General features: G+C 27.0%; 7 protein-coding genes and 4 tRNA genes. 1 reads left to right on the top strand and 10 read right to left on the bottom strand.

Annotated features, from left to right (window positions below):
* Positions 1 to 92 precede the first annotated feature (92 nt).
* The gene (locus tag BUB01_RS18975; RefSeq protein WP_072991962.1) at positions 93 to 1253 is read left to right on the top strand and encodes a L,D-transpeptidase; all 1161 of its coding nucleotides are present in this window, start codon (positions 93 to 95) and stop codon (positions 1251 to 1253) included.
* Positions 1254 to 1469: 216 nt separating this feature from the next.
* Here the strand turns inward: BUB01_RS18975 and BUB01_RS18970 are convergent, their stop codons facing one another.
* The 10 genes from BUB01_RS18970 to BUB01_RS18925 all read right to left on the bottom strand — a co-directional run bounded on the left by BUB01_RS18970 (position 1470) and on the right by BUB01_RS18925 (position 16453).
* Positions 1470 to 2441 carry a 3'-5' exoribonuclease YhaM family protein gene (locus BUB01_RS18970; RefSeq protein ID WP_072991960.1) on the bottom strand — a complete coding sequence of 324 codons (972 nt, stop codon included), beginning with the start codon at positions 2439 to 2441 and terminating at the stop codon, positions 1470 to 1472.
* Positions 2442 to 2583: 142 nt separating this feature from the next.
* Entirely contained in the window at positions 2584 to 4020 is a 1437-nt protein-coding gene (locus BUB01_RS18965; RefSeq protein ID WP_072991956.1) for a sensor domain-containing diguanylate cyclase, read from the bottom strand.
* Positions 4021 to 4298: 278 nt separating this feature from the next.
* Positions 4299 to 8075 carry a helicase-exonuclease AddAB subunit AddA gene (gene addA / locus BUB01_RS18960; RefSeq protein ID WP_072991953.1) on the bottom strand — a complete coding sequence of 1259 codons (3777 nt, stop codon included), beginning with the start codon at positions 8073 to 8075 and terminating at the stop codon, positions 4299 to 4301.
* Positions 8065 to 11535: a helicase-exonuclease AddAB subunit AddB gene (addB, locus tag BUB01_RS18955; protein ID WP_072991950.1), complete on the bottom strand. Its 3471-nt coding sequence runs from the start codon at positions 11533 to 11535 to the stop codon at positions 8065 to 8067. Before addB ends, addA begins: the two co-directional genes overlap by 11 nt.
* A gap of 101 nt (positions 11536 to 11636) precedes the next feature.
* Entirely contained in the window at positions 11637 to 12515 is an 879-nt protein-coding gene (locus BUB01_RS18950) for a metallophosphoesterase (RefSeq protein ID WP_072991947.1), read from the bottom strand.
* A gap of 242 nt (positions 12516 to 12757) precedes the next feature.
* Positions 12758 to 12848: transfer RNA gene (locus BUB01_RS18945), tRNA-Ser, on the bottom strand.
* Between the two features lie 34 nt (positions 12849 to 12882).
* A tRNA-Ser gene (locus tag BUB01_RS18940) sits at positions 12883 to 12973 on the bottom strand.
* A gap of 525 nt (positions 12974 to 13498) precedes the next feature.
* Positions 13499 to 13589, bottom strand: a tRNA-Ser gene (locus BUB01_RS18935).
* Between the two features lie 112 nt (positions 13590 to 13701).
* Positions 13702 to 16185: a M4 family metallopeptidase gene (locus tag BUB01_RS18930; protein ID WP_072991943.1), complete on the bottom strand. Its 2484-nt coding sequence runs from the start codon at positions 16183 to 16185 to the stop codon at positions 13702 to 13704.
* Between the two features lie 177 nt (positions 16186 to 16362).
* Positions 16363 to 16453 (bottom strand) — tRNA-Ser (locus tag BUB01_RS18925).
* Positions 16454 to 16475: the final 22 nt, after the last annotated feature.

Below are 16475 nucleotides of genomic sequence, written 5' to 3'. Positions count from 1 at the left end.
ACATAGATAAAAAAATTTTAACTTAAACATTTTATGTATAAAAATTACATATATGGTTACAATATAAATATATTTCTGAAAGGAGTGTATTAATGTTTAAAAACTTTAAAGTAAAAAAGAAGCTTATTGTAAGCATCTCAGTAGCTATACTATTAGTTTTATCTTATTTATGCTTTTGTATAACTTCCTACAACAAGCTTTTAGCTAACTTTAAAAATAATTTTGATAATGGCGATTTTGTAAAAGCAAATTCAATCTTATTAAATTATAAACACTTTAATTTATTAAAGGATTTTAAACTTAATAAGGATTTAAACATATATTTTTCTAATCACATAGATAATTTAAATAAAGAATTACAAGAAAAAAATATTTCTGAAGAATTTTTAATTTCTACTCTATGTGAAATGGACAGATATGAAGTTTCTATTGATAAAATTAAAAAAACAGAAAATTCACTACCTCTATTCAGTAAATCTAAAACTAATTTTGAAAAAGGTATTCAATATTTTAATGATAAAAAATATACTGATGCATTATCATCTTTTAATGATGTTTCACAAGCTTATATTGATTATAATAAATCCTTAGATTATGCAAAAAAATGTACAACATTCATAAAAGAAGATGTATTAGCTGAAGCTTCTTCTTTAGCTGATGATAAATATTACTCTAAGGCAATAACTTTAATTCAAGATAAACTTAACCTTCTAAAATCTGACGAAGACCTAAAGGCTAAATTATCAGAATATGAAGAAAAGAAAAAAGAATATTTGACTGCCTCAAATCAAAAAGCTGCTAATGATGCTAAAGCTACAGCGGCATCGCTTACAGTTTTGACTAAAGATAATATTAATAAATTTGATTTAGAAAGTAATACTAAATATCTTATATTTACAAATATAGCTACTCAAAAAACTTATGTTTTTACTGGAAGCAAAAACAAATGGAATCTTGCAAGAGAATTTCTTTGCTCTACCGGTATAAAAGGTCAAGATACGCCAAAGGGTAGCTTTAGTGTAAAAAATAAAGGAGATTGGTTTTTCAATGAAGCAATTTCCGAAGGTGCTAAATATTGGGTTGGCTTCATGGATAATTACTTATATCATTCCTATCCAATGAATAAAGACCAAAAAATAACAGATAAGACCTTAGGAAAAGCAGCCTCTCATGGTTGTATTCGCTTAAAAACCGAAGACTCAAAATGGTTACATGATAATATACCAATGGACACAAAAGTAATAATTAATTAGTTTACTTAAATATAGAATTATATTATTTAACCTAAATTTTACATGAATTCCCCATCCCCCTGGAGCATTTTAATAAACATCTAGATTATTTAATTATAATTCTATTATTTAAATAAAAATTAAGGCAATATAAAATTTATTTTTATATTGCCTCATTTAAGTGAGAATCTACATCTCTTATTTAGTTATTCAAAATCAAATTCTAAACTCTAAATTTTAAATTTTTTCATTAAATTTATGTTTATAAATTCTTCTATTTTCAAGAGACCATAATCTTTCTGAAAACTGGCCAACTTGAGTTTCCTTTGTTATCTTTAGCATATCATACATTCTTGCATCCATAATATCTAGATAATGTAGCATTTCAGCTTCTGGTATCATCGGTTTTATAGGACTTCCATATTCCGGTTCATAATGATGTGAAAGTATCATATGTTGAAGTAATATAATAACCTCTTTATCAGCATTAACCTTCTTACCTACTATTTCTAACTCCTTAATTCCTTGAGTTATATGACCTAGAAGTGTTCCTTCTAATGTATATTCATTAACTATTCCTAGTTCATTAGAATCCATTTCTTTAATCTTAGCTAAATCGTGTAATATAACACCTGCATATACTAAATCCTTATTTAAAAATGTATATATTTCACAAAGTTTTTCAGCTACACTTATCATCGTCATTATATGATATAATAACCCACCTCTTATAGAATGATGATTCTTTTTAGCCGCTGGATAATACATAAGTTTTTCTTTATTATCATTAAATATCTCATTAACAATATTCTTTATATCTATTGACTTTATACCCTCTATATAATCATTAATATATTCGAACATAAATCCGCTATCATAAGGAGCAGATTGTACATAATCCTCAATTTTAATGTTATCTTCATCTTCTATATTTCTCATATCTTCTATTTTAAGCTGCAATGCATTTTGCCATGCATTTACTAAGCCTTTAACTTTTATTATAGTATTTTTTTTGTATGCATTTTCATTTGATTTATTAACTTCCCATACTTTAGCAGTTATCTCACCAGTACTATCCCCTAAAGTAAAATCTAAATATCTTTTTCCATTAGCATTTGCTGTTTTACATTCAACTGATTTTATTAAATAAAATCCTTCTATTTTATCACCTTGTGAAAATTCACTTATTTTTTTATTCACTATGCTCAAAGCAATCTCACTCCTATCACTATTTCAAACTCTTTATTATTATACCCTTTATTCTTTTTCATTTGTATACTGAGTATATATTTTTTTTTAAATTTAAAGGATTTATAGACTTTTATAAGTTATCCATAAATCCTGTAGCTGATTAATTAATACAATTCTTTTTCCAATTAATTTCTATATATTTATTTATATTTCTAAGTTTTTCTTTCCTAAACTTGTATTTCTCACTATACATTAGATTATCTGCCATTTTAAAGGTGTCCATTATACTTTCATCAGGATATTCCTTTATACTATACCCTATTGATAAACTAATAGGAAAATAACTATTTACTTTTACATAAGTCTCTATATTTCTCTTTATATTTTCATATACGTCCTTAAGATAATTTATATTCTTATGTGGTAGTATTATTGCGAATTCATCTCCTCCAATTCTACATAATATATCATTATAACCTATATTATTTTTTAATATATTTGAAACGCTTCTTAATACTTCATCACCAAAACTATGACCTAAGTTATCATTAATTAATTTTAATCCATCTAAATCACAAATTAAAATTCCTACAGGACTTACATTGCTAAGCTCTTTCATTTTTAATTCAAAATAACTTCTGTTATTTATGTTAGTCAAACCATCTAAAAATGATTTTCTTCTCAATTCTTGCTCAAATAAATGCTTTTCATAACTATTTGCTATTATTTCTGAAAATATTTTTATTCCATCAAAAGCAAAATCAAACCAATCTCCATAGCTTATTCCATCTATACATACGACCCCCATAAATTTTTCACCTAATATTAAAGGTGCTCCAATTAAAGATTTTACCATAGATTCATCATTAACATCTTTATTTTTATTATGAAATATCAGTTGTTCCTTCTCAACTCCATCTTCCCACCACGTGATATCACTAACCTTTACTGTACTATTCTTTTTAGGTTTTATATTTCTATTTTTATCAACCCATTCATATTTGTAAGTTACTTCTTTATTTTCATCATTATATAATAAAACGTATGCACTATCACATCTGACTAATAAACCTATCTCTTTTAAGGCTAAAGTTACTGCATCTTCAAAATCATATACACCTACAAATAATTCCAAAATATGTTTTAAACAGTACTCAAAATCTAATTTAAAAAGGAGATATTGATCTACTTTTTTCTGTTCTGTTATTTCTCGTATAATTTCAAATTTATATTTTCTTTCATTGAAAATTATTAATTTAGATATACTTTGAAAATATCTATCTGTTTTACTTTCATAAATTTCACATTCTATAGCCTCTCCATTATAATTTTCCAACAACTTATCTTCCCTTTTTTGATCAAATATGTTATTAGCATTGAATTTTTCCTCATCTATATTAAAGGCTTCTCTTAAACTTTTATTAGAGTAGATAACATTATTAGTTTCTATTTCTGATATATATACATAAATATTTTTTATATCAAATAATATATCAAGCATATTCTTAATTAAATTTATATTATCCAGATATTTCCTATCTAATAATATATCATTTATAACTTTAGAAATATCTTTAGCATTTATATCAGATTCCATCATTATCCCCCCTAATTATTTATGCGTATATTATAATCATACTTAATTTTTTACTACATTTCCATATAATATTATAAATTTATTAATATGTAAAAAATTCCATGTTTAAATTACTTTAAATTAACAAATTGGATAGTAAATTGGAATTTCAATATTATATATAAATATAAAATTATATCCATTAATTACATAATATGTTTATTATCAAATTGCTCATTTTAATAGTATATTAAAAATAACTATTCCAATATTCCTATATATTGAAATAGTTATTTTTATTATTCATAAATTACATCTTTATCTATATAAAATAAATACAACCACTTTTCTTTAACCTTTTTGCCAGTTATTTTTTCTATAGTTTCCGTATATAGGTTTATCTGAATCTTGTATTTTTCTAAAATTTCTTCTATCTTATCTAACTCTACATAATCTGTTTTATAGTCTAATAACACAATTCCATCATCTTCTTCAAAGAAACAATCTATAACCCCTTGAAGTCTTAATTTTTCATCTTTATATATTTCATCTTTTAATTCCTTATTAACTCTCGTACTCTCTATTTCAGTAAAGAAAGGTAATTCTCTGTATAACTCCTTTCCTTCCTTATGAGCTCTGAGCAATCTTTTTCCTAAGTTACTTTCGAAAAACTTTTTAATTTTCCAAGGGTTTATAACTTTTGCCTCTTCTTCAGTTAAAAGCTCAAATTCTATCATTTGATTAATTTGCATTTTTATTTCATTAACACTAGATATCTTATCAAAATCTACCTTTTGCATCATAAAATGAATTATTGTTCCTCTTTCTGCTGATGATAAGCCTTTTTCTTCTTGAAGAAATCTTGGCTTTCTTAAAGTTTCTCCTCTAAATAAATTATAAGTTTCTCCATCATTTTCTTCATAAGCTTCCTTCTTCAAGTCTGATACAGAAATATTTGAAGGTAACATTGTAGATTCCTTAAATTTATACTCAAAATTAAGTCTTTTTTCTATTTCTTCATCTATATCCACAGCTATTTCTTCTGTTAATAACTTTTTATTTTGAATTTCATCCACAGTTTCTTTGATTTCATCCACAAAAACATTAGATTTGTTCCAAAATTTTATTAGCCATGTGGATAAATTTTTATTATTCAATTTTATATCCACACCACCAATATCTCTTATAGCCTCACCATTTGTATGCTTAGCTAAAGACATACCTATCCAATCTAAATAGCTTTTAGCCTTTAATACTTCTGATGGAGGTATAGTTTCATCTCCTAAACTAGCAGCTCTACTCCAAGTTTTGCATGACCTTTCTAAATTTGTTGTTGCTCCTGTTATTATTAGCTTTTCCTTAGCTCTAGTAAAAGCAACATAAAGTATTCTCATTTCTTCTGAAAGTGTTTCTAATTTAAACTTTTTCTTTATAGCATGTTTGGCTAGAGTTCCATACCTTATTCTTCTTTCTATATCAACACAATCAGTTCCTATACCTAACTCCTCATGATAAAGTATGTCATTATTTAAATCCATAAGATTAAACTGCTTTCCACAACCTGATAAAAATACAACTGGAAACTCCAATCCCTTACTCTTGTGAATACTCATAATCCTTACAACATCTTCATTTTCTCCAAGTACTTTTGCACTTCCTAAATCCCCAGAAGACTTTTTAAGCTTATTAATAAAATTTATAAAGTTAAATAAACCCTTAAAACTGGTCTGCTCATATTGTTTTGCTCTCTGAAATAATATTCTAAGATTTGCTTGTCTTTGAATACCATTTGGCATAGCAGCCACATAGCCTAAATATGAAGTATCAGAATATAGATACCATATAAATTCATCTACAGGAGTATATAGAGATTTTTCTCTCCATTTATCTAAAGCTTCTTTAAAATAAATACTCTTTGTTTTTAATTCTTCTGAAACTATATCATCATATTCACCTTTGCATATGTTAACTATAATTTCATAAAAATATTTCTTCTTATCTATTAATCTTAGATCAGATAAATTTTCCACTGAAAAATCGAAAATAGGTGAACGTAAAGTAGCTAGTATATGAATATCTTGCATAGGATTATCCACTATATGAAGTATACTCATTATTGTTCTTATCTCTGTTGTTTCAAAATATCCTGTTCCTGTATCAGCATAAACTGGTATACCCTTTAATCCAAGCTCTTCAGTAAAAATTTCTGACCAGTTTTTAGTTGCTCTTAAAAGTATAACTATATCTTTAAACTTAACTCTTCTATACTTTTCCAACCCCTTATCCCAAACCATATAAACTGAATCACTATCTCTACTTGTAAGTTCCTTTATCCTTTTAGCTACAATCCTAGCCTCAAGTTGTATAGCATCTAATTCCTCTTCTTCATTAGCATCATTAACTTCATCACCGTCTAACTCCTTGGCCTCTTCTTCACCATTTTTATCTAGTATATGAAGTTCTACATCTCCAGCTGTCTGAATTTTCTTTCCTTCTTCATCTGAAGTTATAAATACATTATCAGAATCTACTTTTTTAAAATCTGCTCCTAGATTAAGCTCTTCTCTTTCATCATATTCAAGTTCTCCAACCGTTTTAGACATTACAGTTTTAAAAATATAGTTTACTCCTTCTATGACCTCACTACGACTTCTAAAGTTTTTATATAACATTATTTTTCTATTGATATCTCCATCATTTTGAGAATATCTATTATATTTATCTAGGAAAAGTTCTGGCTTTGCTTGTCTAAATCTATATATACTTTGCTTAACGTCTCCGACCATAAATACATTAGGTCTATCATCAAGCTTCCTAGAAACCATATTTACTATTGTTTCTTGAACATTATTACTATCTTGGTATTCATCAACTAATACCTCTTCAAATTTTTCTTTAAATGTCATAGCAACTTTAGAAGGTATTATATGATTTTCTTCATCTCTATCTATAAGTATTTTTAAACAATTGTGTTCCAAATCATTAAAATCTAATATACCTTTCTCTTTTTTCTTACTTTCATATCTAGCCTTAAATTCAATAACTAAACCTACTAAATATTTAATTTGAGGATACATATATAAAGTTCCGTGAACTGCTTCTTCTAAAGATGTAGAAAATACATCTCCATTTAAAGCTTTTATTTTTTTCTTTACTTCATCTCTAATAGCTTTAACTTTTTCTTGAGCCTCTAAATCTTCTACCTCTTTCTTTTTAACTGTTTTTAGTTTAGAAGGATTAAAGCTCCCTACAGAATTATAAATATCATTAAGAGAACCAGCTAATGCAATTTTTATATTTTCTATTTGATTTAAATCATCTCTAAAATTCTCACAATAAGGCTCTAACCCACCTGTATTTTCACATATATCTAAAGCTATTTCTAAATTTTTCGCAAAGCTATAAATTTCTATCTCTATACTTTGCTTAAGAACCTCTGTCCATTTAGTCTTCTCTAAATCTTCTACAGTATTTATATTTAATTCTTCGGCCTTTTCTATAAGCCATTCTTCAGGAAAAGGCCCACTCATAGAAAAATTATATAAGTCTAATATTAAATCTTTTATCTTATTATCATCCTTACTACCACCGAAAGCTTCTATTAGCCTTAAGAACATTTTCTCTGATTTATTATATTCATCTTCAAACAAATCATCTAAAATATCAGCTTTAAGTAAAGTACATTCAGTAGCATCACCTATTCTAAAATTAGGATCTAAATCTATAAGGTGAAAATTATTCTTTATGACATCTAAACAGAAAGAGTGCATAGTAGTTATATTAGACCTATTTATAAGTGCTAACTGTCTTTGAAGCACTTTTGAATTAGGATTCTTTTCTAAATTCTTTGATATAGCATCTCCTATTCTTTCTCTCATTTCAGAGGCTGCTGCAGAAGTAAACGTAACAACTAAAAGTCTATCTATATCAACTGGATTATTTTCATCTGTTATTATTCTTATTATTCTTTCAACTAAAACTGCAGTCTTACCTGAACCTGCTGCTGCTGCAACTAATAAGTTACAGCCTCTAGTTTCAATTGCAGCTAATTGTTCATTTGTCCATCTAGTTGCCATCCTCTTTACCTCCTATTAATTTACCAGTTTTTGCGGCAATGTCCTCCCATATTTCATCTTCAGTTCTTTTTCTAATTAATTTAAAATTATTATCTTTTATACTAGTATCAAACTGACAAATATGAGTATAATCACAATACTTACAGGCAGTATCTTTATTATTTTTTATAGGCTCTATTATAATATTTCCACTTATCATTTCATCACAAAGTTCAATCATTTTTAAATTAACATAATTTCTTAACATATCAAATTGTTCTTCAGTTATTAATGATTTATTTTTTCCAAGGCTACCATCTGAATTAATTCTAGCTGGTATTATTAGAGAATATCCATCTATATCTTTATCCATAGATCTTACTATTTCCGCATCCCTAATTATAAGTCCATCTAATTTTAACTCTTTAAGCACCCTTTTTTTAATCTCTTCATCAGACAAATTTTTTGATGATTTTATTATTGGATCATCTATTCTAAAATATAAAATTGCCCCTGGTATAGATTGATTTTTAATTAAAGTTTTTGAATTCTTAATTAGAGCATCTAAATATACTAAAAGCTGAATTTGAATACCACAATAAAGTTGATTTAGATCAAACTTTTTAGCACCTGATTTATAATCTATTATTCTTATATAAGTCAGTCCATTTACATCTAAAGTATCTATCCTATCTATCCTACCTGTTAAAAAAACTTCTTCTCCTGAAGGAAGCGTTAATTTTATAGGATTGCTATCTTTATAATTTCCAAAATCAAATTCATTTTTGAAAATTTCAAAATCAGTCCTTCTCATTTGCTCTGATATTATAGTTACTGACTTTGTTATTATCCTTTTAAATCTATCTGTAAAATATCTATATCTTTTTGATGAATTTAAAATTGATTCTTTATTACCATCTATAGTATCATCAACTAATTTATTTATTATTTCTCTACAATTTTCTGAATTAAGTTCACTCCATTTAAGATTATTATTTTTTACATTTTCAGTGAATTTATCTAATATGTCATGCATAAAACTACCTATGTCAGGTGCATTAAATTCATATATCTTTCTATCTTTAGCCTTAAGTCCATATTGTATATAATATGAAAATGGACAATTTGCATACTTCTCTAATCTTGATACACTAAACATAAGTCTTCCATGCTCATTAGAATATAAAAGTTTTGCTTTTTCCTTGGAGAAATTTTCTGCCTTATTTGTATATGTCAGCCCTTTAAACATTCTATCGCCTTTTTTTCTCCATTCTTCCCTTTTCATGTACCAACTATAAACATCTGACCAATAATCTTCTACTTTATGATTCTCAAATTCTAATCTAATATTATTTATTAACTTATTAAATGTTGGATATGGTGCTATTATATCTTCAAACTTATCTTTAAGCCTATCTACCTTTACTAAATCGCTTTCTTCAACTAAATTAGGAAGAATTTTTTTAAGTCTATGAATTATAATAGAAGGTCTCAATGATTTTCCCTCAAAATCAGCTAATGGATATGTTATAACTAAATAATTACTAGCTATAGTTAATGCTGTGTACACTAAAAATTGTTCTTCAAATACCTTTGTCTTTGTATCAGAAGCTAACATTATTCCATTATCCTTAAGTATACCTCTATCTCTATCTGATAATATACCTTCATCCTTATTGCTAGATGGTATAATTCCATCATTTGCTCCAATTATATATAAAGCTTTTACACCTTTACTTTTAATTCTTGCTATATCACCTATTGTTACCTGGTCTAAAGCAATAGGAATTAAACCCATCTCATATTTATCAAAACCTACATTTAATATCTTTATAAATTTTTTTATATTTACATTCTCATCACCTAATACATCCACCGCTTGGTCTAAAACTTCCATAACTATATCAAGGACTTGAGAATATTCTTTAGCCTTATCAACTATTCCTTTTTCATCAAATTCATTAACTAAAGCTTCTACTCTCTCTATAACTTTAAGTTCTATTAGGAATTCATATAAAGCAATACACATATCTTTTAATGTATGATTTCCCTTAACCTTTGAATATAATTTATCTAGTGGTAATTTTATTTCATCTTTAATCTCATTTATAAATACTAATCTTTGTTTTTCCTCTTCCGAAATTTCCTCTTGTTTAAATGATGTACTATAATAAGACCATTCTTGGTTCCATTTAGCCCCCCTTATACCGTGGGCCAAAATATAATTTTCTAATATGTCTATATACTCTGTTTCAATTCCTGTTAATCCACTTTTTAAATACTTAAATACAGACTCATAGCTCCAATTAGATGAAAGTATCTCAAAGGTAGATGTTATTAAGACTATTAAAGGATTACTAACTACATCCCTCTTCTTATCAATATAACAAGGTATGTTGTATTGATTTAATATTACAGAAGCTATCTTCTCATAACTATCTATATTTCTACATACAATAGCTATATCTCTAAATCTATATCCTTTATCTCTAACTAATCTTAAAATATCTTTTGATACAAACTCTATTTCATCATAGTTATTATTAGCTTTATAAATCCTAACTCGTTCATTTCTTCCCTCATATCTAATGAATGGATAATTATAAAAATAATTTTCTATATGACTTAATTCATACTTATTTTTAAATTTTATTGTATGCTCTTCATTTAAATCAACATATCCACTAAAACCTATTCCATTTTCTTCGATAGCTCTAATAAGTCTCTTTTCAGTAGATTTAGTTACATTAAATAAGTCCGTTTCAGAATAACTTTTTGACTGAACATCTATAGATAAAGTTATGTTAACTTGCTTAGCTCTTTTCATTAATTTAACTAAAACCTCCATCTGTTGTGGAGTAAAAGTAGTAAACTCATCCACCCAGATTTCGGCTCCATCATATAACTCACAAGTATCTAAAACTTTACTTAATAAAGTAAGTTCATCATCAGTGTCTATATATTTATCCTCTATTCTTTTATTAAAATCATTATAAAGTAATTTTAAATCTTGTAACTTAAATCTTAATTCTTCTTCTTGAATATTACTAATAGTATCTGATAATATTTCCTGAGTAATATTATACTTTTTAAACTCAGTTATAGTTTTAGATATTATATCAATAAACCCTTGTTTTTTTGAAGCTATATTAAATATTTGCATATTCTTATTTTCATCTTCTAATATCTTATGAATGAGCATACTTTTTCCTGCATCCTTAATAGACTTATGCTTAAGTCCACCACATTGATTAAAAATTCTATGTGCAAGCCTTTTAAAGCTTAAAACTTCAGCTCTAAGAACACTTTTTTCTGATGCTACTTTTAAAAGTTTATTTTCTGTTTCAAATGTAAATTGCTCTGGAACTATAAGTAAAAGTCTATTCTTCTTATCATTTGTTTCAATTTTATTTTTTATTTCATTAATACAATATGTACTTTTTCCACTACCTGCTCTTCCATAAATAATCCTTAATCCCATAGCTCACACTCCTATATCTATTCCTATATCTAATTATACCCCAAAAAAATAAGTAAATAAGCACAAAACTTATCTACTATTAAAATAATATTCCTTATTCCTTAATATTTATCAATTGCTTCAGGTCCACCTATAATAGCTCTAACTACTACTAATTGTCCTTTTTCCAAAGCTTTAATATTCCATTTTACTAAAGATATGTTTCCATGTTCTATTTCTATGGTACTTATAGACATTGGCTGCACGCAACAGCCATCATTAAAATATGGTATTCTATCAACGTCAGGAAATCTTGTTCTATGTGTATGTCCTGCAATTATTATTTGATTATTTTCTTTAGCCCATTTCTCTATTATTCTATCAACTTTAGTTCTTTTAGCATTACTTTTAGCAGGACTGGTTGGATCCTTTATTCCAAATTCCTCAACTATTCCCCAAAAATATCTAACTAGAAACTTTGTTAATGGCGCTAACTGATAATTTAATAAATCTACTTGATGACCATGAACTGTAAAAATACTTTTGTTATTTTCCTCATTAATAAGTTTTATTCCTTCATATATGTCTAAATCCTTATAGAACTTATATAAATAACTACTTTCACCACTACCGTTTACTATTTTTTTAAAAAATGATTTTTTCTTTTTTACACTATCATGATTACCATATATCATGTACATTCTATTTTCATTTTTATAAGCATTTAAGATCTTATATACATCTTTATATCCATAGTATATATCATTTATATTAGTAAATTTCCAAAGCTCATCACCATCACCAACCTCTATATAAGTAAAGTCATTGTTATAATAATATCTAAGCGCTGTTAAATATATATTAGCATTTGGTAATAATGAATCTTTAAAACTTCCATCTCCTCTATGGCAATCACTTATAAAAACAATCTTTGAACGTTTATTAAAATATATCTTTTTAGAGTTATTAAATACCTTGTCTAAATGTTTCCCTCTATTCATAATACATTCTCAAATAATTACTACTAATATCATATATATGTAGCTTAATTATTCGGTGTACTTTTTTTTATAAAAAAGTATTTATATATGTTGTAATATGCTTTCTGCAAATTAAATTTGAGTTACCTTTGTTTTATGTTTAGTAATATATTAATATAAATATAAAATTAAAACATATACATTTTTCATAATAATAAATATTTTCATATAAAAAACACCTAAGTAAAAACCTAGGTGTTCTTTGGCGGAGAAACCGGGATTTGAACCCGGGCGCCGGTTACCCGACCTACGCCCTTAGCAGGGGCGCCTCTTCAGCCACTTGAGTATTTCTCCATGTGCCTTCTTAAATAAATTTTTAATATTAAAGTGGCGGAAAGACAGGGATTCGAACCCTGGGTACGCTCGCACGTACGCCGGTTTTCAAGACCGGTGCCTTAAACCAACTCGACCATCTTTCCGTATTACAACAATTCATATTATATCAACTTAAATTAGATGTGTCAACATTTAATTTTTGTATCAATTCCTACTTTATTTTGTCTCCTTACATTAAAAATATGCACTAGTATAAACAAATGTTACTATATATTTTTAATCTAATATTACTTTTTTTATTATAAAAAATTATATTGAGACAAATGTAGATTTTAAATATTAATATATATATTAAATCTTAAATCTATATATTAATATTTAAGATTTAAAAATTATTAAAATTTATATATTCTTTTGCTCAAAATTAATATATTTTTTGACATTACAAACTATATAATATAATAATTTTACCTTATCTGTAAAACTTTTATATAGACTATAATAACTAATATAAATCTATAATCTCTATTATAATCTATATGTTTGAATAATTTGAATATATGAAAATAATCAAAACTTATATATACTAAAAGCAATCATACATTTTAATTCAAAATCTAATTTTTTATTTTAAAAAAATAAACCTAAGCTTTAAGCTTAGGTTTATATGGCGGAAAGACAGGGATTCGAACCCTGGGTACGCTCGCACGTACGCCGGTTTTCAAGACCGGTGCCTTAAACCAACTCGACCATCTTTCCACATCTAACGACAAATATTATTATATTGGATGATTTTTATTTTGTCAATATATTATTAAATAAAAATTAGGATAATATTTAAAATAAATATTATCCTAAAATAATTTATTTACTATTCGGTTAGACTCCATAATGATTGTATTTTATCAGGTTCCCATCCTGGTAATGATAAATGTGCTTGTACACAAATATAATTTTTATTATTATATTTTACTTTATCTCCTGAATTATAGTTTTTGTAAGTAATCCAAGCATCTACTTTATTTTGATCTGGCTTACTTGGATCTGGTTTATTTGGGTCTGGTTTATTGGGATCTGGTTTGTTTGGATCTGGTTTATCCTCTCCTATTTGGGCACCATTTACTTTTACATTATATATTTTTAAATCTTTAGAATTCCCGTCAGCACTTCCACCGATGCTTATTGATTTTCCAGAAGGTATTACATTATTCCAACCAGCTCCTTCTATTCTATATCTATTGTTTCCTAAACTTGTTAATGTTCCATCCCAAACAGAGTTTAGCTTCTTATCAAAGGAGAATTCTACATTCCAATTTTGTAAGTCCTTATTTGTATTATTTGTTATAGTTAAATTAAAATTAGCTCCTGTTCCCCAATCTGAAGTTATATTAAAATCTACCTTTACATCTTTATTATCAGGATCTGTAACATCACCTTTTTCAACAGTTACTTTTAAGCTTGATGTTAATGTTTTAACTCCATCACTAACCTCAGCTGAATAAACATAGGTTCCAGGTTGTTTTCCCCTAAATTCCTTATTTATCACAACTTCACTATCTGAAGCATTTACTTCTTGATTAATTATTTCTTTATTATTTTCAGTAACTTTAATCTTTTTAGCAGATGTATTAGCTGGAATAGCTATATTTAAATTAAAGTCACCCTTATTTATTTGTTTATCTACTGTTAATTTAGCTTCTTTTAACTCTAAATTTGTACTTGGTTTATTTCCTGGATTTTCACCAACTCCAACATCATAAAAACCTTTATTTACAGCCCACTCTTCATAAGCACCAAAGTCACTCTTTGCTACTTTAGCTAATTCTCTTCTTGTATCTATAAATTGAGAGAACTGACCAAGTTTTTCTGTTAAAGTACGGTAATATATTTTTTGTGCTTTCTCTACACCTATAGTTGACATAATATTATAAAATGCTTTATTTGGTATTCCTGAATTTGAATGAACTCCACCAGCATCATCTTGTTTAGAGCAATTAATAAATTGTTTCATATGCGCTGGTTGTCCAAACTGTTCTGGATTTGCAAGACTTCTCATAAGTCTTGAATCTAAGGCCATGTCTTCTCCTATAGTCCAATCTGATTGACCTTTTATAGTTCCTTCTATTATACACCCAAATACATCTGAAAATGACTCATTTAAAGCACCACTTTGAAATTCATATTCTAATGCTGAAGAATATGCTGTAACTCCATGTGTAAACTCATGTGATACTACATCACATGCATTTGCAAAATTAGTTGCATATCTATTATCGCCATCACCAAAAACTAATGAACCTATTTCTTTAACAAAATATGCATTAACTTCATTTTGTCCAAAGTGTACTCCAACCTTTAGTTCTCCACCTCTTCCATCAAATCCTTCTCTATTAAAGTTTTTCTTATAATAATCATAAGCCTTTCCAACATAATAATGTGCATCTACACCAGCTTTTTGATTTTCCTCACTAAATACATTGCTATTTGATGTTATACACTCTCCTGGCAGATATTCTGGATTTCTTTCAAAACTTGCATGCTTAGAATCACATGTAGTTATTTTTCCAGGTCTAGTAAGGTCTTGCAAGTAAAAGATTCCATTTTCGCTATTTATATTTATTGTTCTATTCTGACCTTTTAACCCTATTCCTGTTCCTGTTTGACTTTCTGCAATAAGATTACTATAACTCTCTAAGATCTGTCCATCTTCTGCATTTACAATTACCTTAAATCTAAATCCGTTTCCTACTAATTGTATCGAATAAGCTGAATACCATTTATTACTCTGTTCATGAATAATTTTTTCTACACTATTACTTAATAAATCTGATTTATTTTTATTTATTTTATTTAGTGCATTTTTTAAAGCTTCATCTTCATTAATCTTAAAATCTTTTGAATATTTCTTGTTATCAAAATTAGATATAGCTTGTCCACTTATGTCATTAATAAAACCATCCTTGTCTGTATGAACTATTAAATTAGTTTTATCAACTGTTATTCCATCAAACTCATATTTGTATCTGTACAAACCACATCCTTGGGAATCTTTTTCTTCTTTTAAAAGTTTAAAGTTTCCCCCTTTTAAATTAAATGCATCCAAATTTTCTTGAAGATATTTAGTTACGTCATTACTAGACTTCATTACCTCTGGACTTAAAGTTTGTCCCCATATAGACCTAGGCGTATTTTTACCTGAATCCCAATCCACTTTTAATTTGTTATCTGCAATATAGGATTGTTTATTCATTAGTGTTTTTAGATACCCACTCTTCTCTTGTGCATAAGCATTAATTGGCGTAATAATTGATGTAGCTACGCTTAAAGCGATTATAAAGGCTAATTTTCTTTTCATAAACATACCTCCTTAATAATTTTATGTAAACGTTTGTAAGTAACATCGTAATATACTTTATGCCATTTAAATTTTTATGTACATATTGAAAATATCTTTAACTAAATATTAACATATTAACTTTTATTTTACAATACCTTAATAAAAAAATAACACCTAATTTAAAATTAGGTGTTTTGGCGGAGAAACCGGGATTTGAACCCGGGCGCCAGTTGCCCGACCTACGCCCTTAGCAGGGGCGCCTCTTCAGCCACTTGAGTATTTCTCCATGTGCCTTCTTAAATAAATTT

The organism is Clostridium cavendishii DSM 21758, assembly GCF_900141845.1.
GTDB classification, from domain to species: domain Bacteria; phylum Bacillota; class Clostridia; order Clostridiales; family Clostridiaceae; genus Clostridium_AG; species Clostridium_AG cavendishii.
This window is presented reverse-complemented; position numbering and strand designations above follow the sequence as displayed.

Bases quoted from the DNA above. Each gene is read 5' to 3' on its own strand.
- addB (WP_072991950.1), bottom strand. From the start codon at position 11,535: ATGGGATTAAGGATTATTTATGGAAGAGCAGGTAGTGGAAAAAGTACA.
- BUB01_RS18975 (WP_072991962.1), top strand. From the start codon at position 93: ATGTTTAAAAACTTTAAAGTAAAAAAGAAGCTTATTGTAAGCATCTCA.
- BUB01_RS18965 (WP_072991956.1), bottom strand. From the start codon at position 4,020: ATGGAATCTGATATAAATGCTAAAGATATTTCTAAAGTTATAAATGAT.
- BUB01_RS18950 (WP_072991947.1), bottom strand. From the start codon at position 12,515: ATGAATAGAGGGAAACATTTAGACAAGGTATTTAATAACTCTAAAAAG.
- BUB01_RS18930 (WP_072991943.1), bottom strand. From the start codon at position 16,185: ATGAAAAGAAAATTAGCCTTTATAATCGCTTTAAGCGTAGCTACATCA.
- addA (WP_072991953.1), bottom strand. From the start codon at position 8,075: ATGGCAACTAGATGGACAAATGAACAATTAGCTGCAATTGAAACTAGA.